This is a genomic window from Bradyrhizobium sp. CCBAU 11357, assembly GCF_028128865.1.
Lineage (GTDB): Bacteria > Pseudomonadota > Alphaproteobacteria > Rhizobiales > Xanthobacteraceae > Bradyrhizobium.
This window is the reverse complement of sequence record NZ_LBJW01000088.1, coordinates 1-23,672: the sequence shown is the minus strand read 5'-3', so window position 1 is coordinate 23,672 and position 23,672 is coordinate 1. Positions and strand designations below refer to the sequence as shown.

Annotated in this window: 20 protein-coding genes, 1 tRNA gene and 1 pseudogene; 12 read left to right on the top strand and 10 right to left on the bottom strand. The window is 65.0% G+C overall.

Annotation, left to right across the window (positions count from 1 at the left end; translation table 11 throughout):
- The first annotated feature begins 157 nt into the window (after positions 1 to 157).
- The 7 genes from XI05_RS11780 to XI05_RS11750 all read left to right on the top strand — a co-directional run bounded on the left by XI05_RS11780 (position 158) and on the right by XI05_RS11750 (position 5,809).
- Positions 158 to 1,108, top strand: coding sequence for a sulfonate ABC transporter substrate-binding protein (locus XI05_RS11780; RefSeq protein ID WP_271501704.1), 951 nt, complete (start codon positions 158 to 160; stop codon positions 1,106 to 1,108).
- Between the two features lie 38 nt (positions 1,109 to 1,146).
- Positions 1,147 to 2,100: a sulfonate ABC transporter substrate-binding protein gene (locus XI05_RS11775; RefSeq protein ID WP_271501701.1), complete on the top strand. Its 954-nt coding sequence runs from the start codon at positions 1,147 to 1,149 to the stop codon at positions 2,098 to 2,100.
- An 8-nt stretch (positions 2,101 to 2,108) separates the two neighbouring features.
- Positions 2,109 to 3,275 carry an FMNH2-dependent alkanesulfonate monooxygenase gene (gene ssuD, locus XI05_RS11770; RefSeq protein WP_271501699.1) on the top strand — a complete coding sequence of 389 codons (1,167 nt, stop codon included), beginning with the start codon at positions 2,109 to 2,111 and terminating at the stop codon, positions 3,273 to 3,275.
- The gene (gene ssuC / locus XI05_RS11765; RefSeq protein WP_271501696.1) at positions 3,272 to 4,078 is read left to right on the top strand and encodes an aliphatic sulfonate ABC transporter permease SsuC; all 807 of its coding nucleotides are present in this window, start codon (positions 3,272 to 3,274) and stop codon (positions 4,076 to 4,078) included. The genes ssuD and ssuC overlap by 4 nt, the downstream gene beginning before the upstream one ends.
- A 20-nt stretch (positions 4,079 to 4,098) precedes the next feature.
- Positions 4,099 to 4,947, top strand: a complete 849-nt coding sequence (locus XI05_RS11760) for an ATP-binding cassette domain-containing protein (RefSeq protein WP_271501693.1) — start codon at positions 4,099 to 4,101, stop codon at positions 4,945 to 4,947.
- Positions 4,948 to 4,980: 33 nt separating this feature from the next.
- Positions 4,981 to 5,562: a flavin reductase family protein gene (locus tag XI05_RS11755; protein WP_260382186.1), complete on the top strand. Its 582-nt coding sequence runs from the start codon at positions 4,981 to 4,983 to the stop codon at positions 5,560 to 5,562.
- A gap of 91 nt (positions 5,563 to 5,653) precedes the next feature.
- On the top strand, positions 5,654 to 5,809 hold the full coding sequence (locus tag XI05_RS11750) for a hypothetical protein (RefSeq protein ID WP_271501691.1): 156 nt from the start codon (positions 5,654 to 5,656) through the stop codon (positions 5,807 to 5,809).
- A gap of 115 nt (positions 5,810 to 5,924) precedes the next feature.
- On the opposite strand, the gene XI05_RS11745 is transcribed toward XI05_RS11750, so the two are convergent.
- The 9 genes from XI05_RS11745 to XI05_RS11705 form a co-directional block, all read right to left on the bottom strand.
- Positions 5,925 to 7,073, bottom strand: coding sequence for a M20 family metallopeptidase (locus XI05_RS11745; RefSeq protein WP_271501688.1), 1,149 nt, complete (start codon positions 7,071 to 7,073; stop codon positions 5,925 to 5,927).
- Between the two features lie 251 nt (positions 7,074 to 7,324).
- Positions 7,325 to 8,710 carry a sigma-54-dependent transcriptional regulator FlbD gene (flbD, locus tag XI05_RS11740; RefSeq protein ID WP_212254343.1) on the bottom strand — a complete coding sequence of 462 codons (1,386 nt, stop codon included), beginning with the start codon at positions 8,708 to 8,710 and terminating at the stop codon, positions 7,325 to 7,327.
- 51 nt (positions 8,711 to 8,761) lie between these two features.
- Positions 8,762 to 9,112, bottom strand: coding sequence for a flagellar motor switch protein FliN (fliN, locus tag XI05_RS11735; protein ID WP_172784664.1), 351 nt, complete (start codon positions 9,110 to 9,112; stop codon positions 8,762 to 8,764).
- Positions 9,113 to 9,115: 3 nt separating this feature from the next.
- Complete coding sequence (locus XI05_RS11730; protein WP_271501686.1) at positions 9,116 to 9,739, bottom strand: FliH/SctL family protein; 624 nt, start codon at positions 9,737 to 9,739, stop codon at positions 9,116 to 9,118.
- Positions 9,739 to 10,836 (bottom strand): flagellar motor switch protein FliG, encoded by a 1,098-nt coding sequence (gene fliG, locus XI05_RS11725; protein ID WP_172784662.1) that lies wholly within the window; start codon positions 10,834 to 10,836, stop codon positions 9,739 to 9,741. The genes XI05_RS11730 and fliG overlap by 1 nt, the downstream gene beginning before the upstream one ends.
- A gap of 46 nt (positions 10,837 to 10,882) precedes the next feature.
- Positions 10,883 to 12,493, bottom strand: a complete 1,611-nt coding sequence (gene fliF / locus XI05_RS11720) for a flagellar basal-body MS-ring/collar protein FliF (protein WP_271501683.1) — start codon at positions 12,491 to 12,493, stop codon at positions 10,883 to 10,885.
- Positions 12,494 to 12,671: 178 nt separating this feature from the next.
- Positions 12,672 to 12,947, bottom strand: coding sequence for a CtrA inhibitor SciP (gene sciP / locus XI05_RS11715; RefSeq protein WP_002714638.1), 276 nt, complete (start codon positions 12,945 to 12,947; stop codon positions 12,672 to 12,674).
- A gap of 401 nt (positions 12,948 to 13,348) precedes the next feature.
- Positions 13,349 to 14,053 (bottom strand): flagellar hook assembly protein FlgD, encoded by a 705-nt coding sequence (locus XI05_RS11710; RefSeq protein ID WP_271501680.1) that lies wholly within the window; start codon positions 14,051 to 14,053, stop codon positions 13,349 to 13,351.
- Positions 14,054 to 14,066: 13 nt separating this feature from the next.
- On the bottom strand, positions 14,067 to 15,689 hold the full coding sequence (locus tag XI05_RS11705; protein ID WP_271501678.1) for a flagellar hook-length control protein FliK: 1,623 nt from the start codon (positions 15,687 to 15,689) through the stop codon (positions 14,067 to 14,069).
- 349 nt (positions 15,690 to 16,038) lie between these two features.
- Between XI05_RS11705 and mnmA the strand changes: the two genes are divergently transcribed.
- The 4 genes from mnmA (at position 16,039) to XI05_RS11685 (ending at position 18,948) form a co-directional block, all read left to right on the top strand.
- Complete coding sequence (gene mnmA / locus XI05_RS11700; protein WP_271501675.1) at positions 16,039 to 17,220, top strand: tRNA 2-thiouridine(34) synthase MnmA; 1,182 nt, start codon at positions 16,039 to 16,041, stop codon at positions 17,218 to 17,220.
- 193 nt (positions 17,221 to 17,413) lie between these two features.
- Entirely contained in the window at positions 17,414 to 18,052 is a 639-nt protein-coding gene (locus XI05_RS11695) for a class I SAM-dependent methyltransferase (protein WP_271501672.1), read from the top strand.
- 214 nt (positions 18,053 to 18,266) lie between these two features.
- On the top strand, positions 18,267 to 18,620 hold the full coding sequence (locus XI05_RS11690) for a hypothetical protein (protein ID WP_212254348.1): 354 nt from the start codon (positions 18,267 to 18,269) through the stop codon (positions 18,618 to 18,620).
- 251 nt (positions 18,621 to 18,871) lie between these two features.
- A tRNA-Met gene (locus XI05_RS11685) sits at positions 18,872 to 18,948 on the top strand.
- Here the strand turns inward: XI05_RS11685 and XI05_RS11680 are convergent.
- Positions 18,905 to 20,560 carry a recombinase family protein gene (locus XI05_RS11680; RefSeq protein ID WP_271501755.1) on the bottom strand — a complete coding sequence of 552 codons (1,656 nt, stop codon included), beginning with the start codon at positions 20,558 to 20,560 and terminating at the stop codon, positions 18,905 to 18,907. The genes XI05_RS11685 and XI05_RS11680 overlap by 44 nt on opposite strands.
- A 2,770-nt stretch (positions 20,561 to 23,330) precedes the next feature.
- Here XI05_RS11680 and XI05_RS11675 point away from each other — a divergent pair.
- Positions 23,331 to 23,672: pseudogene (locus XI05_RS11675) on the top strand (IS256 family transposase); the annotation flags it as partial.

Genomic DNA, 23,672 nt, shown 5'->3' with positions numbered 1-23,672 from the left:
CCTCATTCCGTCCGCCGCTTGAAAGATTGATCACGCGCGCAGCATGAACCGCAGTGCTCGCATCGCTATTTTCCCGGACGTCTCGACACTTCCGACGGCGCGCACCATCATTCCGCAAACGTGAATGATGACGGCCGCACGCGGCCCGGAGTGTGGAATGCAGCGTCGAGACTTTCTGAAGCTGTCGGTTGGAACTGTCGCCGCCGCTGCGTTCGCGTCCCCCGCGATCGCGCAAGGCGCGGTGAAGGAAATTCGTATCGGCTATCAGAAGACCGGCGTGCTGGTCATCACGCGCCAGCAGGCTGCCTTGGAAAAACATTTCTCCTCGCAAGGCATCGAGGTGAAATGGATCGAGTTCTCCTCGGGGCCGCCGATGATGGAGGCGATGAATGTCGGCAGCGTCGATTTCGGCGCGGTCGGGGATTCCCCGCCGGTGTTTGCCCAGGCCGCGGGCGCGGCGATCGTCTACGCCGCCGGCCAGCCCATCACCAACGGCCAGGGCATCCTGGTGCCCAAGGATTCGCCGATCCGCGACATTGCCGACCTCAAGGGCAAGCGCATCGGCTTCACCAAGGGCTCCAGCGCCCACAACGTCGTGGTGCAGACGCTGGAGAAGGCCGGCCTCACCTATGCCGACATCACGCCGGTCTACCTGACGCCGCCGGACGCCGGGCCCGCCTTCGCCAATGGCAGCATCGAGGCCTGGGCGATCTGGGATCCCTATTTCGCGATCGGCGAGACCAAGCAGAACGGCCGCATCCTGATCAATGCGCGCGAGGTCACCAAGACCAACTCCTTCTTCATCGCCAACCGCGAGTTCGCGAAGAACCACGGTGCCATCCTGCAGCAGATCGTCGAGGTCACAGCTGCGGCCGGCAAATGGGCCGAGCAGCATCGCGACGAGGTCGCGAGATCGCTCGCTGCGATCACCGGCGTTCCCTTGGATATCCAGACCGTCGCCGCCAACCGCGCGAACTTCGTGATCGGTCCGGTCACCGACGAGATCGTCGCGACCCAGCAGGGTGTCGCCGACCGCTTCTACAAGCTCGGCCTGATTCCGAAGCCGGTTCAAATCCGCGACATCGTCTGGCGCAACCCGGCAGCCTGACCGTGCCGACAACTCTTCCCATTTCCAAAGGTCTGAACATGAGGCGTATCATCCAGCGTCTGATCGCGGCCATCGTGCTGTCGATCGGCATCGTCGCCGCCGCGGTCGGCACCTCCTACGGTCAGGACAAGGTGGTCCGCATCGGCTATCAGAAATACGGCAAGCTGGTGCTGCTCAAGAGCAAGGGCACGCTGGAGCCGAAGTTAGCTGCCGACGGCTACAAGGTGGTGTGGACCGAATTCCCGTCCGGCCCGCCGCTGCTCGAAGCGCTCAATGTCGGCGCGATCGATTTCGGCAACACCGGCGAAGCCCCGCCGATCTTCGCGCAGGCCGCCGGCGCGCCGCTCCAGTATGTCGCCTATGAGCCGCCGGCGCCGAAGGGCGAGGCGATCCTGGTGCCGAAGGACAGCCCGCTGAAATCCGTCGCCGACCTCAAGGGCAAGAAGGTCGCGCTCAACAAGGGCTCCAACGTCCACTATCTCCTCGTCAAGGCGCTGGAGAAGGCCGGCGTCAAATACTCGGAGATCGAGACGGTGTTCCTGGCGCCGGCTGACGCGCGCGCCGCCTTCGAGCGTGGCGCGGTCGATGCCTGGGTGATCTGGGATCCGTTCCAGGCCGCGGCGGAAGCAGCCACCGGCGCGCGCACGCTGGCCGACGGTACCGGCATCGTGGCCAACTACCAGTTCTACTTCTCCTCCAAGAAATTCCTCGACGCCAACCCGAAAGTCGTGGACGCCGTCCTTGCCGAGCTCAGCACCGTCGACGATTGGGCCAAGGGCGACATTCGCGCCGTGGCCGAGCAGCTGGCGCCGTCGATCGGTCTCCCGGTCCCCGTGGTCGAGGTGGCGTTGAAGCGCCAGTCCTACGGCATCAAGCCGATCACGGATGCCGTGATCGCAGACCAGCAGCAGGTCGCCGACGCGTTCTTCGCGCTCGGCCTGATCCCCAAATCCATCAAGATTTCCGACGTGGCGCGGAAGTCGGGAACGTGAGCACACTCATGAGCAACCAACCGAAGCCCAACATCCTCTGGTTCCTGCCGACCCATGGTGACGGCCGCTATCTCGGCACCGGCATCGGTGGCCGCGAGGTCAACTTCAACTATCTGCGCCAGATCGCGCAGGCCGCCGATCAGCTCGGCTATTTCGGCGTGCTGTTGCCGACCGGGCGGTCCTGCGAGGATTCCTGGATCGTCGCTTCCTCGGTCGCGCCGTTCACCGAGCGGCTGCGCTACCTCGTCGCCGTTCGTCCCGGCCTGCAATCGCCGAGCGTTGCCGCGCGCATGACCGCGACGCTCGATCGCATCTCGAACGGGCGGCTGCTCGTCAACGTCGTCACCGGCGGCGATCCCGTCGAGAACAAGGGCGACGGCATCTTCCTCGCTCACGACGAGCGCTACGAGGTCACCCGCGAGTTCCTCAACGTCTACAGCGACCTGCTCGCCGGCAAGACGGTGGACGTCGAGGGCAAGCACATCCGTATCGAGGGCGGCAAGCTGCTGTTTCCCCCCGTGCAGTCGCCGCGCCCGCCGCTCTATTTCGGCGGCTCTTCCGATGCCGGCATCGACGTCGCCGTCGACACCGTCGACAAATATCTTACCTGGGGCGAGCCGCCGGCGCTCGTTGCCGAGAAGATCGCCAAGGTGAGGGAGGTCGCGAGCGCGCGCGGCCGAAAACTCTCCTTCGGCATCCGTCTTCATGTCATCGTCCGCGAGAGCAATGAAGAAGCCTGGCGTGCCGCGAACGAATTGATCAAGCATGTCAGCGACGACACCATCGCGCTGGCGCAGAAGAACTTTGCCCGCATGGACTCGGTCGGCCAGCAACGCATGGCGCAACTCCATGGCGGCAAGCGCGACAAGCTCGAGATCGCCCCGAACCTGTGGGCCGGTGTCGGCCTCGTCCGCGGCGGCGCCGGCACGGCGCTGGTCGGCGATGCCCAGACCGTCGCGGCCCGCATCAAGGAGTATCAGGATCTCGGCATCGATACCTTCATCATGTCGGGCTACCCGCATCTGGAGGAAGCCTATCGGTTCGCCGAGCTGGTGTTCCCGCTGCTGGCGCTGGAGCAGCCTTCCAACGTGACCAAGCTGCATTTCAACGGCGGTCCGTTCGGCGAGACGGTCGGCAGCGATTTCCGTCCGCAGCATCGGGTGTCGCAATCATGAGCCTCATCGACAGCATTTCGCTTCCGCGCAGCATCCGCCTGCCGCGGGCCGACGGCCTGATCCAGTGGATCGTGCCGCTCGTCATCATCGCGATCTGGCAGGTCGCGAGCGTGACCGGCTTCGTGCCGACGCGGGTGCTGCCGGCGCCCAGCGACGTCGTGCTCTCGGGCTGGAAGCTGCTGCTCTCCGGCGAGCTCGTCCGCAACATCTGGGTGTCGTTCTGGCGCGCCTCGATCGGCTTCTTGATCGGCGGCAGCATCGGCTTCGCCTTCGGCCTCGCCAACGGCCTGTCGCAGCTCTCGGCCAAGCTCACCGACACCACGCTGCAGATGGTGCGCAACGTGCCGCATCTGGCGCTGATCCCGCTGGTCATCCTCTGGTTCGGCATCGACGAGAGCGCAAAGCTCTTCCTGGTGGCGCTGGGCGTGTTCTTCCCGATCTACCTCAACACGCTGCACGGCATCCGCACCGTCGACCCGCAGCTGATCGAGATGGGCCGCATCTATGGCATGACCGATGGCGAACTGTTCCGCCGCGTCATCTTCCCGGGCGCGCTGCCCTCGATCTTCGTCGGCATCCGCTTCGCGCTCGGCATCATGTGGCTGACCCTGATCGTCGCCGAGACCATCGCGGCCTCTTCGGGCCTCGGCTACATGGCGATGCAGGCACGCGAGTTCATGCTGATCGACGTCGTCGTGCTCTCGATCCTGATCTATGCCCTGCTCGGCAAGCTCGCCGACAGCGCCTCCCGGGTGCTGGAGCGTCTGACGCTCTCCTGGCACCCCGCCTTCCAGAAACGTTGAGCGAAATTACTGGGAATCACATGCAGACAGCGCTTCGTACCTCTCTTCCCGAGACCGAGCTCGCCAGCCGCGCCAATTTCGCGCCACATGCCCGCGTGGTGCGCGAGGAGCGGCAAGAAGAACACCGAGTTCAGGCCAGTGGCCTGCCGCTCAGCATCCGTGGCCTGCGAAAATCCTTCGGGGACAACGAAGTGCTGCGCGGCATCGATCTCCACATCCCCGCTGGCCAGTTCGTTGCGATCGTCGGCAAAAGCGGCTGCGGCAAGAGCACGCTGCTGCGGCTGATCGCCGGCCTCGACAAGATCGATGCCGGCAGCATCAGCTTCGGTCAGGATATCCAGCCCGAGGACATCCGTGTGATGTTCCAGGAGCCGCGGCTGCTGCCCTGGGCCCGCGTGCTCGCCAATGTCGAGGTCGGCCTCGGCCGCGATCGTGCCTCCAGCGATGCGCATGCCCGCGCCGAGAAGGCGTTGATCGAGGTCGGCCTCGCCGACAAGCGCGACCAATGGCCCTCGGTGCTCTCAGGCGGCCAGAAGCAGCGCGTGGCGCTCGGCCGTGCGCTGGTCTCCCGGCCACGCGTGCTCGCCTTCGACGAGCCGCTCGGCGCGCTGGATGCGCTGACCCGCATCTCGATGCAGAGCCTGCTGGAGCGGGTCTGGCGCGACCAGGGCTTCACCGCAATTTTGGTGACCCACGACGTTGCCGAGGCGGTCGCGCTGGCCGACCGTGTGCTGGTCATCGAGGAGGGCCGCATCGCCCACGACGTCACGGTTAACGCCGCCCGGCCGCGCCAGCGCGGCTCGGCCGAGCTGGCCGGGCTCGAAGGCTCGATCCTGAGCCACCTGTTGTCGGCGGACGATCGTACCTAGATAAAGGGAACCCCGCTTTCGGGGAGCAACGCCATGAATGTAGTGCCCCGCGATCTCATGACCGAAATTCCCGTCTCGTCCGCCGATTTCCGCGGCGCCATGCGCCACCTCACCGGCGGCGTCAGCGTCATCACCGCCGGGCGGGGCAAGGACATCACCGGCATGACGGTGACCTCGGTGGCCTCGCTGTCGGTCGAGCCGCCGACGCTGCTGGTCAGCATCAACCGTGATGCCTCGTCGTTTCCGCTGATCCGTCGCCACGGCGCTTTCGGCGTGAACATCCTCAATGCCGACCAACTCGACATTGCCGAGCGTTTTGCCGGCAAGGGCGGGCTGAAGGGCGCGGATCGCTTTGCAGGCAGCCAGTGGGTGACGGCAGTCTCGGGTGTTCCGCTGCTGGTCGGCGCGCTCTCGGCCTTCGATTGCGAAGTCGAGGAGATCGTCGAGCGCCACTCGCACGGCATCGTCATCGGCCGTGTCAGGGACATCAGGAGCTCGACCCGCACCGCCGCCCTGGCCTATTGGCACGGCCAGTACGTGGCGGTCGATCAGGACGAAGACGCGGCCAGGCTCGCCGATGTCAGTCTTCCCGCGCGCGGCCGGCGCGGCATTTGACCGCCGCCCGTGGGCGCCGGCTGGCCTTTTCCACCTCATCGCTCTAGAAGCGCCCTGAGCTGTCCCGCCGGGTCGGCATTGGAGCGGAACGATGAAGCGCGTGGCTACCTGGGTCTTCTACGCCATCGGTGCGCTCGCGATCGCCTATCTCGCGCTCTACGCCTATGCGATGTTCTCCGGCTCTCCGATCGTGCCGGGCGATCCCATCCACATTTTCCGCAAGCCGGACGCGCCGAGTTATTCGTGAGGCTCGGAAGGTCTCGTAGGGTGGGCAAAGCGAAGCGTGCCCACCAACTCTACCCAGCGAAGCCAGATGGTGGGCACGGCGCAAGTGCGCCTTTGCCCACCCTACGGCACCGCGCTCAACCCCTTAGAATCGCCAGCGCCAGCGCCTGCGCGCGCGGCACGATGCTGTCGATCTCCAGATACTCCTCCGGCGTGTGCGCGAGCCCGCCGACCGGGCCGAGGCCGCAGATGGTCGGCGTGCCGACCGCGGCGGTGAAGCCGGAATCGGCGCAGCCGCCGGAGAACTCGCCCTGCAGCGTGGTGAGGCCCACCTGCCTTGCGGCCGCCTGATAGCCTTCGAACAGCGCCTTCGAGTCCGCGCTCTGCACCACCGGCACGAACTCGCCCTTGATCGACAGCGTCGCGCTGGTGCCCGGCACATAGGAGGTCGCGACGATCTTTTCGATCGCAGCCATGATCCGCGCGCGATCGGCCGGATCGACATAGCGCAGATCGATCTGCCCTTCCGCGTAAGGCGCCGTCGTGTTGACGGACTGTCCCCCAGAGACGAGGCCGACATTGAGCGTGATGCCCTTGTCGAGATCGGTGAGCGCGTGGATCTGCACGATCTTGTGCGCGAGCTCGCCAATGGCGCTGATGCCGGCGGCGAAATTGGCGCCGGAATGCGCGGCCTTGCCGGTGATGGCCATGTGCATGAAGATGCCGCCCTTGCGCCCGGTCACGACGTTGCCAGTCGGCCGGCCCGGCTCGGAATTGAACACCGCGCGGGCTGCGCGTCCCTCACGCTCGATCACGGGGCGCGAGGAGGGCGAGCCGATCTCCTCGTCCGAGGTGATCAGCACCTTGATCGGGTGCGGTGAGCCGCCGAATTTGTGGAAGGCGGTGGCCACGAACACGTTCATGACGAGGCCGGACTTCATGTCGGCGACACCGGGTCCATAGGCGCGGCCATCCCGGATCGTGAACGGCCGCCGCCCAGCCTCGCCCTTGCCGAACACGGTGTCGCGATGCCCCATCAACAGCACCGGCTTCTCGTTGCTGCCGGGCTTTGCCACCTCGGCATGGATCGCGTCGCCGAAGGTGGCGTTGGCTTCGCGTCGGAACGGAATGCCGTGCTCGGCAAAATGCCGCTCGAACCGCGCACCGACCGTATCGACGCCTTCCTTGTCGTAGGAGCCGGAATCGATGTTCACGACGTCGCGGAGCAGGTCGATCATCGCCTGCTTCTGCGACGCCAGCCAATCCGTGATTTGAGCTTCAGACATGTGGTCCCTCGCGTGGTTTTCGGGCGGGTTATAGGGCCTGACACAGGCGTGACCTAGTCGCGTGGCGCGCTCCCGTTATGCGACGAGCGCTCTCAACGCGTCATTGCGAGCGCAGCGAAGCAATCCAAAGTCTTTCCGCGGAGGGATTCTGGATTGCTTCGCTGCGCTCGCAATGACGTGCTGGCGGCCTGCATCGAGCAAAAATGCCCGGGTCTAGCCCGGGCATTTGTCGTCAGGTGTGCTTCGAGGGATCACGCCCCCATCATCGGCATCCGCGGATATTCTCCGGGCGTGCCCGCCGGCGGGATCGGAATGCCGCCGTCGGCATATTCGTTGAGCTTGTTGCGCAGCGTGCGGATCGAGATGCCGAGGATGTTGGCGGCATGGGTGCGGTTGCCGAGGCAGTGCTTCAGCGTCTCCAGGATCAGGTCGCGCTCGACGTCGGCGACGGTGCGCCCCACCAGCGCGCGCGTCACCTGCTCGGCGGCCATGGTGGCATGCGCCACGGCCGGTGCGGTCTTGGCGAGGTCGAGGCGGTCGCCGTCCGGCGTGATGATGGCGTCGGGTCCGATCTCGTCGCCCTGCGCCATCAGCACCGCGCGGTGCATGGTGTTTTCGAGCTCGCGGACGTTGCCCTGCCAGCGGTTGGCGGAGAGCACGCGGCGCGCCTCGGCCGAGAGCGGGCGCATCGGCACGCCGTTGGCCTCGGCGTATTTCTTCACGAAATGCTGAGCGAGCTCGAGGATGTCGGCGGGACGCTCGCGCAGCGGCGGAATCTTCAAGTTCACGACGTTGAGGCGGAACAACAGGTCCTCGCGGAACGTGCCTTCGCGCACGGCTTCCGCCAGGTTGCGGTTCGAGGTCGCGATGATGCGGATGTCCACCGGTACCGGCTTGGTGCCGCCGACGCGATCGATCACGCGCTCCTGGATGGCGCGCAGCAGCTTGGATTGCAGTCGGACGTCCATCTCCGAGATTTCGTCGAGCAGCAGCGTGCCGCCGGTCGCCTCCTCGAACTTGCCGATGCGGCGGGCGACCGCGCCGGTGAAGGCGCCCTTCTCGTGCCCGAACAGCTCGGATTCCAGCAGATGCTCGGGGATCGCGGCGCAGTTGATCGAGATGAACGGACGCTTGGCGCGGGCCGATCGCGTGTGGACGTAGCGGGCCAGCACTTCCTTGCCCGTGCCGGATTCGCCGGTGATCATCACCGAGGCGTCCGAGCCGGCGATCTGCTGGGCGAGCTTGATCACCTTCGCCATCGCATCGTCACGATAGACCAGCTCGCGGGAATCATTGGCGACCGCGGCCAGCACCGCGGCGATCAGCTCCGGATCCGGCGGCAGCGGGATGTATTCCTTGGCCCCCGCATGGATCGCGGCGACGGCGGCGCGGGCGTCGTTGGTGATGCCGCAGGCGACGATCGGGGCGTGGATGTGCTCGGCTTCCAGCCGCAGCACGAGGTCGCGGATGTCGAGCGCGACGTCGACCAGGAGGAGGTCGGCGCCCTTGCCCCCGCGCAGCACGCGCATCGCCTGCTCGTGATCCTCGGCATGGGTCACGGTGGCGCCGTTCTCCATCGCGATCTTGGTGGCGGTGGTGAGCTGGCCCTTCAATGTGCCAACGATGAGAAGCCGCATGTCAGTCTCCTGTCCGTCTGTTCGCGCCGGCGCGCGTCATGTCCTTGCGTGTCAGCCGCGGTCGGCCTTGATGATTTCCGTCATGGTCACGCCGAGCTTGTCCTCGACCAGGACGACCTCGCCGCGGGCGACCAGCTTGTTGTTGACGTAGATGTCGATGGCCTCGCCGACGCGCCGGTCGAGCTCGAGCACGGTGCCGGGTCCGAGCTTCAGGAGCTCGCCGACGTCCATCTTGGAGCGGCCGAGCACGGCCGAGACCTGCACCGGCACGTCGAACACCGCTTCGAGGTCGGCGGCGGCGCGCGCCGCATATTCGTCCTCGTTGTAGCCGACGTCGGTGCCGGCAGGCGGCATCGGGCCGTTGAGATCGGGCAGCGGGACCTGTCCGTCAGTGTCGCTCATGGCTTAGCTCCCCCTGCGGGACGCGATGTAGCGTCCGACCATTTCGTCGATCTTGGCCGCGATGGCGCCGCGCTCCAGCACGACGCCGCCATCGGCCCATTCGATCCGGCAGTCGCCGGTGGCAATGTCCGGCTCGGCCAGGATCACCAGCCGGCCCTCGAAGCCGCTCTGCTTGGCGAGCCGCTCGATCCTCTCGCGCGCGCTGTCGTAGAGCGCATCGTTGATGCGGACGACGAGATGCGGAGTCGCGACCAGATGCGAGAAGCAGTCCTTGACCAGCGCGATGATCTCGCCGAGCGGCTCGGCGGCGACGAGGTCGGCGCACAGCTTGCGCGCCACCGCGACCGCGACCTCGACGGCTTCCGTCTCCATCCTGGTCTCGATGTTGCCGATTCCGGCGGCGACGCCGCGGATGGCGATGTTGATCTCTTCCATCGCGAGCGCGACGCGGCGGTCGCTCTCGGCCTTGGCCTCGCTCTGGCCGGCGGCAAAACCGTCCTGATAGGCCCGCGCCTCCGCTTCCGCGATCTTCTGCGCGATCTCGGCCGCGGTCGCGGCCTTCTCGCGCGGCGAGCGCTCGGGCGCCGCGAAGTCGGTATCGAACAGGAATTTTGCCGGCGCGGCCATCAATACACCAGCTCGTCGTCGGCGCGGTTCTTGGTCAGCATGATCTCGCCCTTGGCGGCGAGGTCCTTGGCGAGATTGACCAGCAGCGCCTGGGCCTCGTCGACGTCGCGCAGGCGCACGGGGCCCATCGCCGCCATGTCGTCCTGGAGCATCTTGGCTGCGCGCGAGGACATGTTGCCGAAGAAGAAGTTGCGGACGTCCTCGTTGGCGCTCTTGAGCGCGACGCCGAGCTTGTCCTTGTCGACGTTGCGCATCAAGGTCTGCGCCGAGCCGGAATCGAGCTTCACCAGGTCGTCGAAGGTGAACATCAGCGCCTTGATGCGTTCGGCCGATTCCCGGTTGTCCTCTTCCAGCGAGGTGATGAACCGGGTTTCGGTCTGGCGGTCGAAATTGTTGAAGATTTCCGCCATCACCTCGTGGGCGTCGCGGCGGCGGGTCTGCGACAGGTTCGACATGAACTCGGTGCGCAGCGTCTTCTCCACGCTCTCGATCACCTCCTTCTGCACCGCCTCCATCTTCAGCATGCGGTTGACGACGTCGAGCGCGAGATCCTCCGGGAAGATGCCGAGCACGCGCGCGGCATGCTCCGGCTTCAGCTTCGACAGCACCACCGCGATGGTCTGCGGGTATTCGTTCTTGAGGTAGTTGGCGAGAACCTCTTCCTGCACGTTGGAGAGTTTCTCCCACATGTTGCGGCCGGCGGGGCCGCGGATCTCGTCCATGATGCCGTTGACGCGTTCCGGCGGCAGGTATTGCTGCAGCAGCCGCTCGGTCGCGTCGAAATTGCCCATCAGCGCGCCCGAGGCCGACATGCGCGAGACGAATTCGAGCAGCATGTCCTCGACCGTGTCGACCTCGACGGTGCCGAGCGTCGACATCTCCAGCGAGAGCTGGCGCACCTCGTCGTCGTCGAGCAGGCCCCAGATCTTGCCGCCATATTGCTCGCCGAGCGCCAGCATCAGGATCGCAGCGCGGCGCGGACCGGACAGCTGCGCGGCGCCCTTGCCGTCGGCGGCACGGCTGCCGGCGCGCTGACCGAGCGTGGAGATCACGCTGGTGATGTCGTTGGAGTTGGCGTTTTGCAGGGAGGCGGCCATTTGTCAGATCACTTCTTGATGCACTTGTTGATGCACTTGGCTTTGGTTACTTCGCCGGCTCAGCCAGCCACTGGCGGATGATTGCGACGGTTTCGTTGGGATTGCGTTCGGCAAGCTCGCCGACGCGGTGAACGGATTGGGCGTGGACCTGGCCCTGGATGGTGGCGACGTCGATGGCGTTGGCGGCGCCGCTCGGCAGCAGCGGCTGGCCGGCCGGCGCGGCCTCTTCCGAATCGGCGGGGCCCGTCAGCACGCCGGAGATGGCGGCGGCGACCTCGTCGGAGGCCAGAATGCGCTTGACCAGCGGGCGGATCACCAGGAACAGCACGACGAGGCCGAGCAGCATCATCACGCCGAGCTCGACGAAGTACATGACGTCGTCCTTGGTGAACTGCAGCATGCCGAGGAAGCCTGAGGGTTCGGCGATCGGGGCGGTGGAGGGCGCGTCGGCGAAGCGCAGGTTGACGACCTCGACCTGGTCGCCGCGCTTCTGGTCGAAGCCGATCGCCGAGCGCACCAGGGTGGCGATGCGGTCGAGCTGCTCCTTGGTGCGGTCCTGGTAGGCGAGCTCGCCCTTGTCGTTCTTGGTGTAGATGCCGTCGACCAGCACCGCGACCGAGATGCGGTTGACGCGGCCGGCCTCGGTCACCTCGGTCTTGGTGGTGCGGGAGATCTCGTAATTGTTGGTCTCTTCGGTCTTCTTGCTCTGGTCCTTGGCCGCGACGCCGTTGTTCTGCTGGTTGCCGGGCAGCTCGTTGTTGACGGTGACCTGGCCGTTGTTGTCGGCGGTCATGCTCTGCTCTTCGCGGGTTTGGCTCGAGCGCAACACGCGGCCTTCGGGGTCGAACTTGTCCGAGGTCTGGGTGACCTTGTTGAAGTCGAAATCGGCGGAGAGCTGCACGCGGGCGCGGCCCGAGCCGACTACGGAGGAGACGATGTCCTCGACCTGCTTGCGCATCCGCTTCTCGAAGGAGATGCGGCGTTCGTCGCCGAGCGCCTGCTCCGGATCGGTCTGGGCGCCGTCGGCGAGCAGCTGGCCGGCCTCGTCCACGATCGAGACCCGCTGCGGCTTCAGGCCGTTGACGGCGGAGGCGACGAGGTGGCGGATGGCGCGGATCTGCTGGGCTTCCAGCGCGCCGCGGACGCGCACCACGATCGAGGCCGACGGCTCCGGCGCCTCGCGGGCGAATAGCGGCCGCTCGGGCAGCACCAGGTGGACGCGGGCGGCCTGGATGCGGTCGATGGCGCGGATGGTGCGGGCGAGCTCGCCCTCGAGCGCGCGCAGATGATTGATGTTCTGGACGAAGGAGGTGGTGCCGAGCGCGTCCGACTTGTCGAACACCTCGTAGCCGACGCCGCCGCCCTTGGGCAGGCCGCCCTCGGCGAGCTTCATCCGCAGCCGCGTGACCTTGTCCTTGGGCACCATGATGATGGAGCCCTCGTTGCGGATCTCGAACTGGATGCCCTGGCGTTCCAGGTCCTTGATGATGCTGGAGGAATCTTCGACGGACAGGTCCGTGAACAGCGTCGTCATCTGCGGCGTGGTGACGCGCATGATGACGAAGGCGAAGAAGCCGATGAGCGCGGCGGTGACCGCGATCATCGCCCCGAACCGGGCGGCACCGATACTTTTTAAGAAGTCCCCAAGACCTTGCAAGCAACCGCCCCGACCAATCCGACCCGCAACCGAGCGGTCGACTGGGCAATTATTGCCTAGGGGATGGTTTCGATATGGTTAACGAAGGTTAAGAGGTCGGACAAAAGTGCATCATGAAAAAAATCGGCCTCGCAGGGCGAGGCCGATTTTCGTCAAAAGCCGCAGATTTCCGGATCGCCTACTGGCGATATTGCTGGATGCGGGTGGTGCGAAGACCCGCCAGACCGTGCTGGTCGATGGAAAACTGCCAGGAGAGGAATTCGTCGACCGTCAGGGTATAACGGCTGCAGGCCTCCTCGAGGGAGAGAAGTCCACCACGGACAGCGGCGACGACTTCGGCCTTGCGGCGGATGACCCAGCGTTTGGTGCCGGGTGCAGGCAGGTCCGCGATCGTCAACGGACTGCCGTCCGGCCCGATGACGTATTTCACCCTCGGGCGATGGGGTTCTGTCATGGCGTACTCACAAACTCTCAACCACTGAACTCACGCCGTAACCGTAACCCCCGCGGCTTAAAAATCCGCTAAGCCTAAGGGTTCAATACAATTCTCGTTGAAACTTGCGGGAACGCGGCCGGTTCGGCGGGCGGCAGACGCAATCTCGGCCGGCTGAGCGGGGCAGAAGGTAAATACTTTACTAACGAACGGGGTCTTCGGGGATGCCGCAAAGCCCTCTCTTGTCGTCCCGGGGCGCGCGCAGCGCGAGCCCGGGACCCATAACCCCAGGGAGTAGTTTGACGGAGACTCGGGGTTACGACCTCATGCGAAAACAACGTCCTGGGGTTATGGATCCCGCCCCCGTGCGCAATTGCGCACTAGGCGGGGATGACTTCTCGGATGTGGCTCGCCCGTTCGCCTCAATTGCTCGCCGCAATAATGCTCTTCACCTGACTCAGCGTGTAGCTGGCGCCGTCGATGGTGAGCAGCGGCGGCGACTGGGTCAGGTCGACCGACGACACCACGCCCTGCACCTGCGCGGCAATGCCGACATTGTTGTTCGCGACGTCCTTGCCCGTGGCCGAGATCGTATACTTGCCGTCGGGCCATTGCGTGCCGTCATTGCCCATGCCGTTCCAGGTGAAGGGGATGTCGGTGCCGGCGGCGGCGCTATATTTGCCGGTGAACACGGTCTGGCCGCTGGAATTGGCGATGGTGATGTCGACGGTGGAATCGGTCGGCACGTTGAGATGCCAGGTGGCCGACGAGTTCTTCATGGTCGCCGTCGAACCGTCGACCAGCGCGGTCTTGCCGACGAAGCCCAGCGCCTGGGTCGCTTGCGTGGTCTGCTGCAGGGTGACGAGCTGCGACAGCGCATCGTTGGTCTTGAGCTGCTGCTCGACGCCGGCGAACTGCACCAGCTGCTGGGTGAACTGGTTGGTGTCGAGCGGGTCCAGCGGGTTCTGGTTCTGCAGCTGCGTGGTCAGCAGCGTCAGGAAGGTCTGGAAATTGCCGGCGAGCGTCGAGCCCGTGGTGGAGCTCAGCGAGTTCGACGAGGAGGATTTCGGCAGGTCGGTCGTGCCGGAGACGACGGAAGGGGCGGTGGCGGCATTCGTGGTGGTCATTGCCTGATACTCCTCACACTCTGATATCGACGCCGCTGCTCGATCCGAGCATGCGGCCATAGCCGCGCCCGATGGGCGCTGCGGGAACGCTGTCGTCCTCGCTGACGATCAGCCGGCGGGCATTGCCGCCATTGTCGTTGTTCTGGCCAGAGTGCTGGCCCGATGAATTCTGGTCGCGCAGGCTGAAGGACAGCCCGTTGCTGCCGGTCTTGAAGCCGGCATCGTCGAGCGCGCGCTGCAATTGCGGCGCGTCCTGGCGCAGCATCTGCAGCGTCTCCGGCTTCTCCACGGTGAGATGCGAGGTGACGTTGCCGGCGCGGTCGACGTTGATGCGCACGTCGATGCGGCCGAGCTCGGCCGGATCGAGGCTGATGTCGAACCGCGACTTGCCGGCGCGAATGGCGGCCGCGATCTCGATCGGGATGCCGCTGACCGGCACCGCCGCATTGTGGGTCGCCGCGGTCGCGGTGAGCGTCGCGGTCGATGCTGTCGCGGCCGAGGTCGTATTGGTCAGCGGTGCCTGCACGGCGGAGGCGGCCTGCGCGCTGGTATCCGTCGGAGCGATCGTGGCTTGCGGGCCCGCATGCGCGGGCGCGGCCGGCGTGCCCTGGGCCGGATCGGCGGCGCGATCGGCGGGGCCCGCCTTCGCCTCGGTCGCGACGTTATCGGCCTGCGGCTTGAAGCCTTGCGCATGGGCGGCGTTGGCCGGTGCCTGCGCCGTGGCGAGGTTCGCCTTGCCGGTATCCTGGCCGATATTGGAGACGTCGGTCTGGGCCTGCGCCGTGGCGGCGTCCTTGAACGCGGTCTTGGGCGTGCCCTGGCTGACGGCGGCGATCAGTCCGCCACCAGCTTTTGCATCGGTCGAGGTGGTCTCGGTCGTGCCGGTCGCGGCCTCGCCGAGCGTCGTCGTGGTGTCGGCATCGATCTCGGCGCCCGCGGCCTTCGCACTGGCCTTGGCGCTCTTGTCGCTCGTCGTGGCGGTATCGGTCTTGGTGCCGGCGATCTGCGCCGCCGTGGAGGCGCTGGCGGCAAGAGCAGCCGCGGCGATCGCCAGCGGCGCGGCGGCGGCATCGCCAGCCTGGTTCGCAGCTGCATTCGGATCGAGCGGGACGACCGGCGCGGCAACGATGATGCCGGGATCGGGCAGGGCGGTCAGCGTCACATCGGGCGGCGCGGCGGCAGCCGCGTCGACCGCGGCCGTGACGAGCTCGGTGCCGTCGGACGTTTTGCTCTCGGTTTCGTCGGATTTGTCCGCCGATTTGGCGTCCGCCGTCTCGGATTTTTCCTTGACCTTGCCGGCGTCCTTGGCCGGATCGCTGGACGCCTCGGCCCTGTCATTCTCGACCGGCGCAGACGGGTCGGTGTCGTCGCTCGCCTTGCTCTGCGAAGGCTGGTCCGTGGACGAGCTGTCGCGCGAAGGCCGCTCGGGCGCCGGGGAGGACGAGGTCTGCTCGTTCCGGCGCGCTGGGGTGTCCTGCGCCGGCGCGTTGTTACTGATGGCCTGCGTGTTGCTGTCGACCAGCGAGCCGAAATCATCGCTCGCCGGCGTGTCCTTCGGGGCTTGCGAGCGGGCAGGCTTCTGCTGCGCGCTCTGGATTTGCACGCTTGCCACGACATCTGACATCCGACCGACCACAGGCAACCCCTTGCAAGCAACTTCGGACCAGAGGGAGCAAGGAGTGGGCCAGCCTCCGAAATCGGGTATTTCATCAATATAATCAAGGTTTTGATGATGTCGGGCCATTGCCGGGCGGCCGGCCGCGACCCCGCCATTTCTGCCGCCCCGGCAAGAATTGCCCTAAGCGGGGGCCCGCGTGATTGCTTCACCGGAATGCCGCCTATATTAAAGAGGTTACTCTCAGCCGCTTTCGACTTGAGCAGTCGTGCTCTTCGGGAACCAAGGTTCCGGGGGATCGCCGCTGTCCCCCGAGAAAGCACAGCAATCGCGGATCGCGCTTCGCCGCCGTCACAACGCTTCAGGGCCGATGCTCAACAGTCTGGATCTCGAAGGCCGTCCCGAGGACACCAGGGTCGTCGTTGCCATGTCGGGCGGCGTTGATTCCTCGACGACGGCTGCGCTACTGAAGGCTGAGGGCTACGACGTCGTCGGCATCACGCTGCAGCTCTACGACCATGGCGCGGCCACCCATCGCAAGGGCGCCTGCTGCGCCGGTCAGGACATCCACGACGCCCGCGACGTCGCGGCCAAGCTCGGCATTCCCCATTACGTGCTCGATTACGAGGATCGCTTTCGCGAGTCCGTCATCGACAATTTCGCCGATTCCTACGCGCTCGGCGAGACGCCGGTGCCCTGCATCGAGTGCAACCGCAGCGTCAAGTTCCGCGACCTCTTGAAGACCGCGCGCGAGCTCGGCGCCCAGGCGCTCGCCACCGGTCATTACGTCGCCTCGCGCCGTCGGGCCGACGGCTCGCGCGCGCTGGTCTGCGCGGCAGATGCCGACCGCGACCAGAGCTATTTCCTGTTCGCGACCACGCAGGAGCAGCTCGACTTCCTGCGCTTCCCGCTCGGTGACATGACCAAGCCCGAGACGCGCGAGCTCGCGCGCCGCTTCGGGCTTGCGGTCGCTGACAAGCACGACAGCCAGGACATCTGCTTCGTGCCGACGGGCCGCTACACCGACATCATCACGCGCCTGCGCCCCAATGCGATGGACCCCGGCGACATCGTCGATCTCGAGGGCCGCGTGCTGGGCCGGCACCACGGCATCGCCAATTTCACCGTCGGCCAGCGCCGCGGCCTCGGCATCGCCTCCGGCTCGCCGCTGTTCGTGGTGCGGCTGGACGCCGCGACCCGCCGCGTCGTGGTCGGCCCGCGCGAGGCGCTGAAGATGCACCGCATCTCCCTGCGCGACGTCAACTGGATCGGCGATGGCGACATCGACCGCGCCATCGGAAGCGGCCTCGAGATGTTCGTGCGCGTGCGCTCGACCCGCAGTCCGCAAGCAGCCTGGCTGCGCGGCAGCAATGGCCGTTACGAGGTCGAGCTCGTCGCCGGCGAAGAGGGCGTCTCGCCGGGACAGGCCTGCGTGTTCTACGACGCACCTTCAGGCCAGGCCCGCGTGCTCGGCGGCGGCTTCATCCAGAGCGCCGCGGCCAAGCTCAGTGCGGGCACATCGCGCCCGCTCGCGGAAGCCGTGCGCGGCTGACGGAATGACGATTTTAAGCGCAATTGGTAGGGCCGGGTTCACCTCTCCCCAGCGGGGAGAGGTCGGATTGCGAAGCAATCCGGGTGAGGGGCCGCAACTCCCGTTGAGACTGCAACCCCTCACCCGGATCGCATCTTGCGATGCGATCCGACCTCTCCCTATGGGAGAGGTGAAGTAAGCAAGGGCAGGGGGCATGGCAGCAGACATCTCGCGGGCCGGGGTCGAGAAGGCCTATGGCCGCTGGGCGCCGGTCTATGATCTCGTGTTCGGCAAGGTGTTCGACGCCGGCCGGCAGTCGACCATCGCGGAGGCCGACCGCATCGGCGGCCGCGTCCTCGACGTCGGCGTCGGCACGGGTCTTTCGCTGTCCGACTACGCGCGCACCACGAAGGTCTGCGGCGTCGACATCTCCGAGCCGATGCTGCGCAAGGCGCAGGCGCGCGTCCGCGCGCTTCGTCTGTCCAATGTCGAAGTGCTCTCGGTGATGGATGCGAAGAACCTCGCCTTTCCCGACAATTTCTTCGACGCCGTGGTGGCGCAATATGTCATCACCGCCGTGCCCGATCCCGAAGGCACGCTCGACGAGTTCGTGCGCGTGCTCAAGTCGGGCGGCGAGCTGATCCTGGTCAACCACATCGGTGCGGAGAGCGGCCCTCGCAAGCTGTTCGAGCTCGCCTTCGCGCCCATCGCCCGCCGCCTCGGCTGGCGCCCGGAATTCCCCTGGGCCCGTCTCGAAGGCTGGGCCACAAGGCACGGCGGCGTCGCGCTCACCGAGCGCAGGCCCATGCCGCCGATGGGCCATTTCTCGCTGATCCGCTACCGCAAGGCCTGATCGCGCGCGGCCGGGCGTGCGCTAGCCCTTGCGAGAGGACACGCCTCTCTCCCCGTCATTGCGAGCGAAGCGAAGCAATCCAGAGTCTCTCCGCGGACAGATTTCTGGATTGCTTCGCTGCGCTCGCAATGACGGACGAGAGATAGGGGTTTAACCCCCCGATCACATCTCATTCCCCCGGGAACACGCTGCGCTCCCTGCGCGTTGGCATCCCATGCGCACGACAAACCTCATTCTCGCGGGCCTCCTGATCGCCGCCTCTGGCAGCGCGATCGCGCAGGCCCCGCCCGCCCCGGCGACGCCGCCGCAACAGACCGCGCCGCCATCCCCGCAACGCGCCGCCGGCTGTGCCCCATCCGATCGGCTGGCGACCACCCCCGACGGCACCACCACCGGCCAGTCCCGGGAACCGCTCGGCGACAAGCTGGCCAAGACCGACGGCGTGCTCTGCCCGCCTTCGGGCGTCGATCCCGATATGCACGCCCCCGCGCCCAGCACCGGCGGCAACACCCCGGTGATCCCGCCCCCCGGCAGCCCCGGCGGCGACCCCAATGTGCGACCGAAATAAGGGCCGCTTTTCCTTCGCCTCTCCCCACCGGGGAGAGGCCGGAATCCGCGCGAGAGCGCGGATTCCGGGTGAGGGGGACCCTCCACGAGTCCGGTGCGTGAAAACGGGGCGAGTCCGGCCCCAAACGGGGCGATTTCGTTAGCGAAGTCGCCCCCATCAAACGGCGCCACTTTGCTTGACTTACCCCCGCCCCCTTCCTTATATGCCGCGCGTTCGCGAGATCGGCCTCAAGTCGCCGCCGCGATCCCTGTGGCGGGGTAGCTCAGCTGGTTAGAGCACGGGAATCATAATCCTGGGGTCGGGGGTTCGAGTCCCTCCCCCGCTACCACCTTTCCCCACACTCCTTTGACTTTATTTGGATAGGCCTTTTCGCCGAGCAGGGCGTTCAGCCGGCCTGCTATCTCGACGGCTAAACCACCTGGGCATGCCGGTTGGCGGAGCACGGTGACCGTCTCGACCAAGTCTCTAATGGCTTCCGCGGCCTCTCCGTCGCCCGCACTGACACCTTTACCCACTGCTTCTTCAAGCCGACCGAGTTGCTCCTCATATTGTTTGAGGATGGCCGGATGCAGCGCAATTTCGTTCGGGGCGGGTGGTTCGCTTTGCAACTCCTCAGATATCCGCTTTCGTTCAGCATCTAAGGCAGTCGATCGCGGCCCGAGAACAGACGGATCGCCATGTCCCTTCGCGATCGCATCGACCAGTCGTTCGATTTCTCGAGTCAACTGCCCTAGCTGCTGCTCGAGGCGGTGTCGCTTTGCCTGTGATGTAGCTAGGAGGCGCTTCCGCTCCTCCAGATACGTTCGTACGTATTCCGAAAACACCTTCGGTGCACGCAGTTCGGCCCTGAGCCCGCTGAGGACTGCACTCTCGACCGCATCTAGATAAAAGGTCTTTGCATCAGAACATGTGCCGCTCTCTTTCGACGCCGAGCAGCGAATACGAGTGCGCCCTGACTTATCGCGGCCATTGGTTGCCATACCCGAACCGCATGAGCCGCACCGGAGCAGTCCGGATAGCATCCGACGAGGCCGACGTTGGTGGCTGGGGTGGATGTGACCGCGCTCTTCCTTGCGTTGCTGAGCAGCCGTGAATAGCTCTGGATTGACAATTGCAAGATGCGGCACTTCAGCCATCTGCCAGTCACTCTTCGGATTAGGTCGCGACAGGCGTTTTCCCGAGTCGGGGTCCTTTACCATCCTGACCTTGTTCCAGACAAGGCGCCCCACATAAAGTTCGTTTAGTAGAATGCCGGCGCCCCTCTCATGATTGCCATTGATTGTTGACGCATTCCAACCTCGTCCCCGCGGAGGAGATACCCCCTCGTTGTTGAGATCATGCGCGATTTCCCGAGGCGTACGGCCGTCCACGTATTCCTGAAAAATGCGCCGGATCACTTGTGCCTCGGCCTCGACAACCACTCGTTCACCACTTCTTCCAGGGATCGCTGCGTATCCGTACGTCAGGCCGCCACCAGCCAAACCTTGCTTAACCCGCCCCGCTTGGCCGCGACGCACTTTGTGCGCATTGTCCTCGCGATAAAGTTGTCCGACCAAGCCGCGAAGGCCCACCAGCACAGTGTTAACGACGCCCTCGTGGACCGCCCGGATCTCGATCCCGAGAAATGACAGCCGCTTATGAATGCCAGCCAGATCTTCCATGTCGCGAGAGAGGCGATCGAGCGCTTCGACGATCACTACGTCAAAGGATCTCTCCCGCGCCTGGTCCAACATCTGTAGAAGGCCTTCGCGGCCCATGACAGACCCGCCCGAACGAGCCCGATCTTCATGGGTACTGACAACAATTAATCCTTCACGCTCGGCATAGCTTTGACAAAGTGAAAGCTGATCCTCAATCGATCGCTCGTTCTGAAGATCGGTTGAGAATCGAGCATAGATCGTCCCTCTTTTCCTCGTTTCGCTCGATGAGCTGTCTTTCATGATCCTCCCTCGCGGCCACACGGGCAAGTACTCGCGCGAGACGTAAGATCGCCTTGTCTGGATTCGTCGGCAAGGAAAATTTGCAATCGGCCTCCCCCACGATCGAACCTCTAGGTTATCGCGCAGCTCAACGGGGTGCACGCACCTGCGCTGGCGCCAGTCGACAAGACGACGTGGGGGGAACTGATCATCTCGAGCATCCTTGCTCGGATCATGACCAAGTGTAACGCCCTCCATGAGCTCGTCGTGCAATCGGATGCCCAGGCGAAGAAAAAGATACGAGCGAACGGCGATGCATGGAACTGATACTGCTAGACCTCTCCATTTAGCCAATACCGAAGTGGAAATCCCGGGCTTCGCCACAGGACTCTATTTCCGCCGTCGAATTCGCCACCAGTTCGGCCGATTGGAGTACTTAGCTAGACTGTGGGCGAGGAGGGGTGGATGGTTCAACCGTCCTTAGGCAGGTCTACCTAGCGAGGGGAAATGGCCTTCGCCGTTCTCGCAACGATCAGACATACTGCTATGGCTCGACCTATGGCCTGGATATTGCGTCTTCGTCTCCAGGTGCGCTCCAATGATGCTGAAGTCGGGAATCGGATGCGTGGCTAGGGTGAACAAGCCAGAAGCTCATTGCCCCCTCGCGATAAGCGGCTTCAGGATTGGGTGCGGGGGCAGGAGTGGTCGGCACAACGCGTCAGTTTCTCCCTCGCAAGCCAGCTCAGCCGACCAAATCTGGCAGGTGCCTTGCGGGACGTCTCGGCGATAAAAGGCAGGGCGCCCCGGGCAGCCGCCCTAGTGTGCGGGGTGGCAGCGTTGCAGTACCGCGGCGCTGGCGAGCGAAGTTAGTGGCGCACGTGATAGGGACAGCGCTTTCCGAGGGCCTCTTTGACGAGCGCCGAGTCACATCGTCATTTAACTCCGCTAGGCAGCGCGGAGTTGGCAGTTTCAGAGCTTTGAACAGCGCGGAGAGCCGGCCCGCGCTGCCTCCCCTCTAACTCTAAACCTTCTGGGCTCGGAATACCTCAACACACCAATGGGGGAGCCATGCCCGATCCTGCCCGTCGATTGCTGTGAGCCAGAACCTTGCGATGTTCTCGCGATCTGCTGCATAAGCCGGCGGACACGTTCCCTGGCAAGCGTCAGCATGAGTCGAGGCGGCTGCCCCATGTCGAGCGCCGCTGAGATCGCATTTGTCACGGACGTCGATTGGCGCCTTCTCTGCAGAGAAGGCCGAATTATCCTGGTGCCGCCAAACGCCGCCGATTGCGGTTCGGCAGGCGACGGATCTTTGCCGCGCGCACGAGACATCGCAGTTTTTGGCGAGAGCGAAGAGGCAAGCGCGTAAATCAGATGGCCTATCTGATCATTGCGCAGCTACAGGGTCCTTTCGATCGTCTTCGCCGAACAGATCATGGCACGCCGCTCAACGACGGCGGCAGCACTTCTCTTCCGCGCGTATTTTCGCAGCCGATCCCGCACATTCGCACTACGCTCTGGATAACGGCGTTACGGAGCGACCGATACCGCCGAACCCCCGAAGCCTGCTGCCTTCATGCAAGGTAGTTCAACGCGGTGCGCTTGCTCATTCGCGCCGCCGTGCTGTGCATGACTACCAATGCTGGTAGGTTACCCGAGCCCACTCTCTCTCTAAAGTCCCACTGTACCCTGAGGCGGCGGGCCTCACGGGAAAGCCGGGTGGGTTAGCCTTGTGATCCCCCGAGGCTGACTACTGAGCCAGCGGCACGTGATAGGGACAGCGCCTTCCTTCCTCCAATGGGGGGTGCCGCGTCATGTCGCCCCCAGCGTTCCGGCGAGGCGGATGCGACAGATAGCGCATTTATCCACCAGCCCCCCCTGGTGGACATCGGCGCCGAGTCGCATCCGCGCTCTTTCTACTCGAACTCGCTAATTGCGTCTAATTTTCGCGCCTGACAGGGAGGTAGGCTGACGAGCTCATTAAGCATTTTGACGAATCGGAACCCAATCGTCCTCCACACGCGAACCCAGCGTGGAGCACGAGCCGGTAACGGCGCGAGGTATTCGAATTCGAAAGCAAGTGTGCGCAATCCGAATGGCCAATCCTGCATGGTCGAAGTGCCCACGAGCCAAGGGGGCGTGAAGTCATACGGCGGTCAGTCATTAAACGCGCGGTGGATTGGCTGAGTGTCAATCCGGCGCGTGGTCCCAATGCGGTTGCCGCTCATCGCAAGCGCGCCGAATTGCTGATCTGAGCCGTAACGGCGATGTCGCTGCCAGCGGCAAGCGGCCCGCCCACATGCTCGCCTTCACTATTTGGTTGCGCAGGTCTGTCAGCTTTCGGTAAGCCAGCCCCGATAAAAAAGCGTTGGGTTTAACGGGGCGTGGCAGCGACAGCGCATGAGCTGAAGGACCACCATGTGCCGAGTCACGCTTCCGTTAAGCTCATTGCATTGCGGATGCGGCAGAGTGGTGCCTCATGATGCCCCCCAGGCTGCCAGGCGCCGAGTCGCGTCCGCAATGCTCGCAACTCGCAGGTTAGTTCTCCTCTCGATTTTGATCGTTTTTGCAAGCAATCAGCTTCTTGCCGCCGCTTAAAGCTCAGTTTGGAGCAGTTAGCTGGGTGGCAGGGAAAGCGTTGCCAACTGCATGCGTGGCCATGTTCTGCTAGTTCAACAAACAGTGCGGGCGGGGGGATGTCCCGGGTTCTGTTGAATTTCTGAAGAGGTCGGCGTTGCCCACCTTGAGCCGGTAGGCTCGGGGTGCTGATTCCACAAAGGAGAGCAACGCCATGACGAGAGATATCACACCGGCTGGTTCGCCGGCGACTGGGGCTGTGGACGAAGCGTTTGCGGAAGTGCGGGCGAGCTTCGATCGGTTCTGCCTTGCGGCGGGGATCGAGGCGCTCGGCACGATGATGGAGGCGGATGTGACGGCGGCCTGCGGGCCGCGCCACGGTCGCGATGCGGCGCGGCGGGCGCACCGTTGGGGCCGAACGCGGGGACGGATCGGTTTCCACGGCGGCAAGATCGAGCTCGAGCGCCCGCGGGTCCGGGGCGTGGACGGCAGCGAGGTCACGATCCCGAGCTGGGAAACGGCGGCGCAGGAGGACTGGCTCGGTCGCTGGGCGATG

Coding starts and splice junctions, on each gene's coding strand:
- XI05_RS11780 (WP_271501704.1), top strand. CDS start 158: ATGCAGCGTCGAGACTTTCTGAAGCTGTCGGTTGGAACTGTCGCCGCC.
- XI05_RS11775 (WP_271501701.1), top strand. CDS start 1,147: ATGAGGCGTATCATCCAGCGTCTGATCGCGGCCATCGTGCTGTCGATC.
- ssuD (WP_271501699.1), top strand. CDS start 2,109: ATGAGCAACCAACCGAAGCCCAACATCCTCTGGTTCCTGCCGACCCAT.
- ssuC (WP_271501696.1), top strand. CDS start 3,272: ATGAGCCTCATCGACAGCATTTCGCTTCCGCGCAGCATCCGCCTGCCG.
- XI05_RS11760 (WP_271501693.1), top strand. CDS start 4,099: ATGCAGACAGCGCTTCGTACCTCTCTTCCCGAGACCGAGCTCGCCAGC.
- XI05_RS11755 (WP_260382186.1), top strand. CDS start 4,981: ATGAATGTAGTGCCCCGCGATCTCATGACCGAAATTCCCGTCTCGTCC.
- XI05_RS11750 (WP_271501691.1), top strand. CDS start 5,654: ATGAAGCGCGTGGCTACCTGGGTCTTCTACGCCATCGGTGCGCTCGCG.
- XI05_RS11745 (WP_271501688.1), bottom strand. CDS start 7,073: ATGTCTGAAGCTCAAATCACGGATTGGCTGGCGTCGCAGAAGCAGGCG.
- flbD (WP_212254343.1), bottom strand. CDS start 8,710: ATGCGGCTTCTCATCGTTGGCACATTGAAGGGCCAGCTCACCACCGCC.
- fliN (WP_172784664.1), bottom strand. CDS start 9,112: ATGAGCGACACTGACGGACAGGTCCCGCTGCCCGATCTCAACGGCCCG.
- XI05_RS11730 (WP_271501686.1), bottom strand. CDS start 9,739: ATGGCCGCGCCGGCAAAATTCCTGTTCGATACCGACTTCGCGGCGCCC.
- fliG (WP_172784662.1), bottom strand. CDS start 10,836: ATGGCCGCCTCCCTGCAAAACGCCAACTCCAACGACATCACCAGCGTG.
- sciP (WP_002714638.1), bottom strand. CDS start 12,947: ATGACAGAACCCCATCGCCCGAGGGTGAAATACGTCATCGGGCCGGAC.
- XI05_RS11710 (WP_271501680.1), bottom strand. CDS start 14,053: ATGACCACCACGAATGCCGCCACCGCCCCTTCCGTCGTCTCCGGCACG.
- mnmA (WP_271501675.1), top strand. CDS start 16,039: ATGCTCAACAGTCTGGATCTCGAAGGCCGTCCCGAGGACACCAGGGTC.
- XI05_RS11695 (WP_271501672.1), top strand. CDS start 17,414: ATGGCAGCAGACATCTCGCGGGCCGGGGTCGAGAAGGCCTATGGCCGC.
- XI05_RS11690 (WP_212254348.1), top strand. CDS start 18,267: ATGCGCACGACAAACCTCATTCTCGCGGGCCTCCTGATCGCCGCCTCT.
- XI05_RS11680 (WP_271501755.1), bottom strand. CDS start 20,560: ATGAAAGACAGCTCATCGAGCGAAACGAGGAAAAGAGGGACGATCTAT.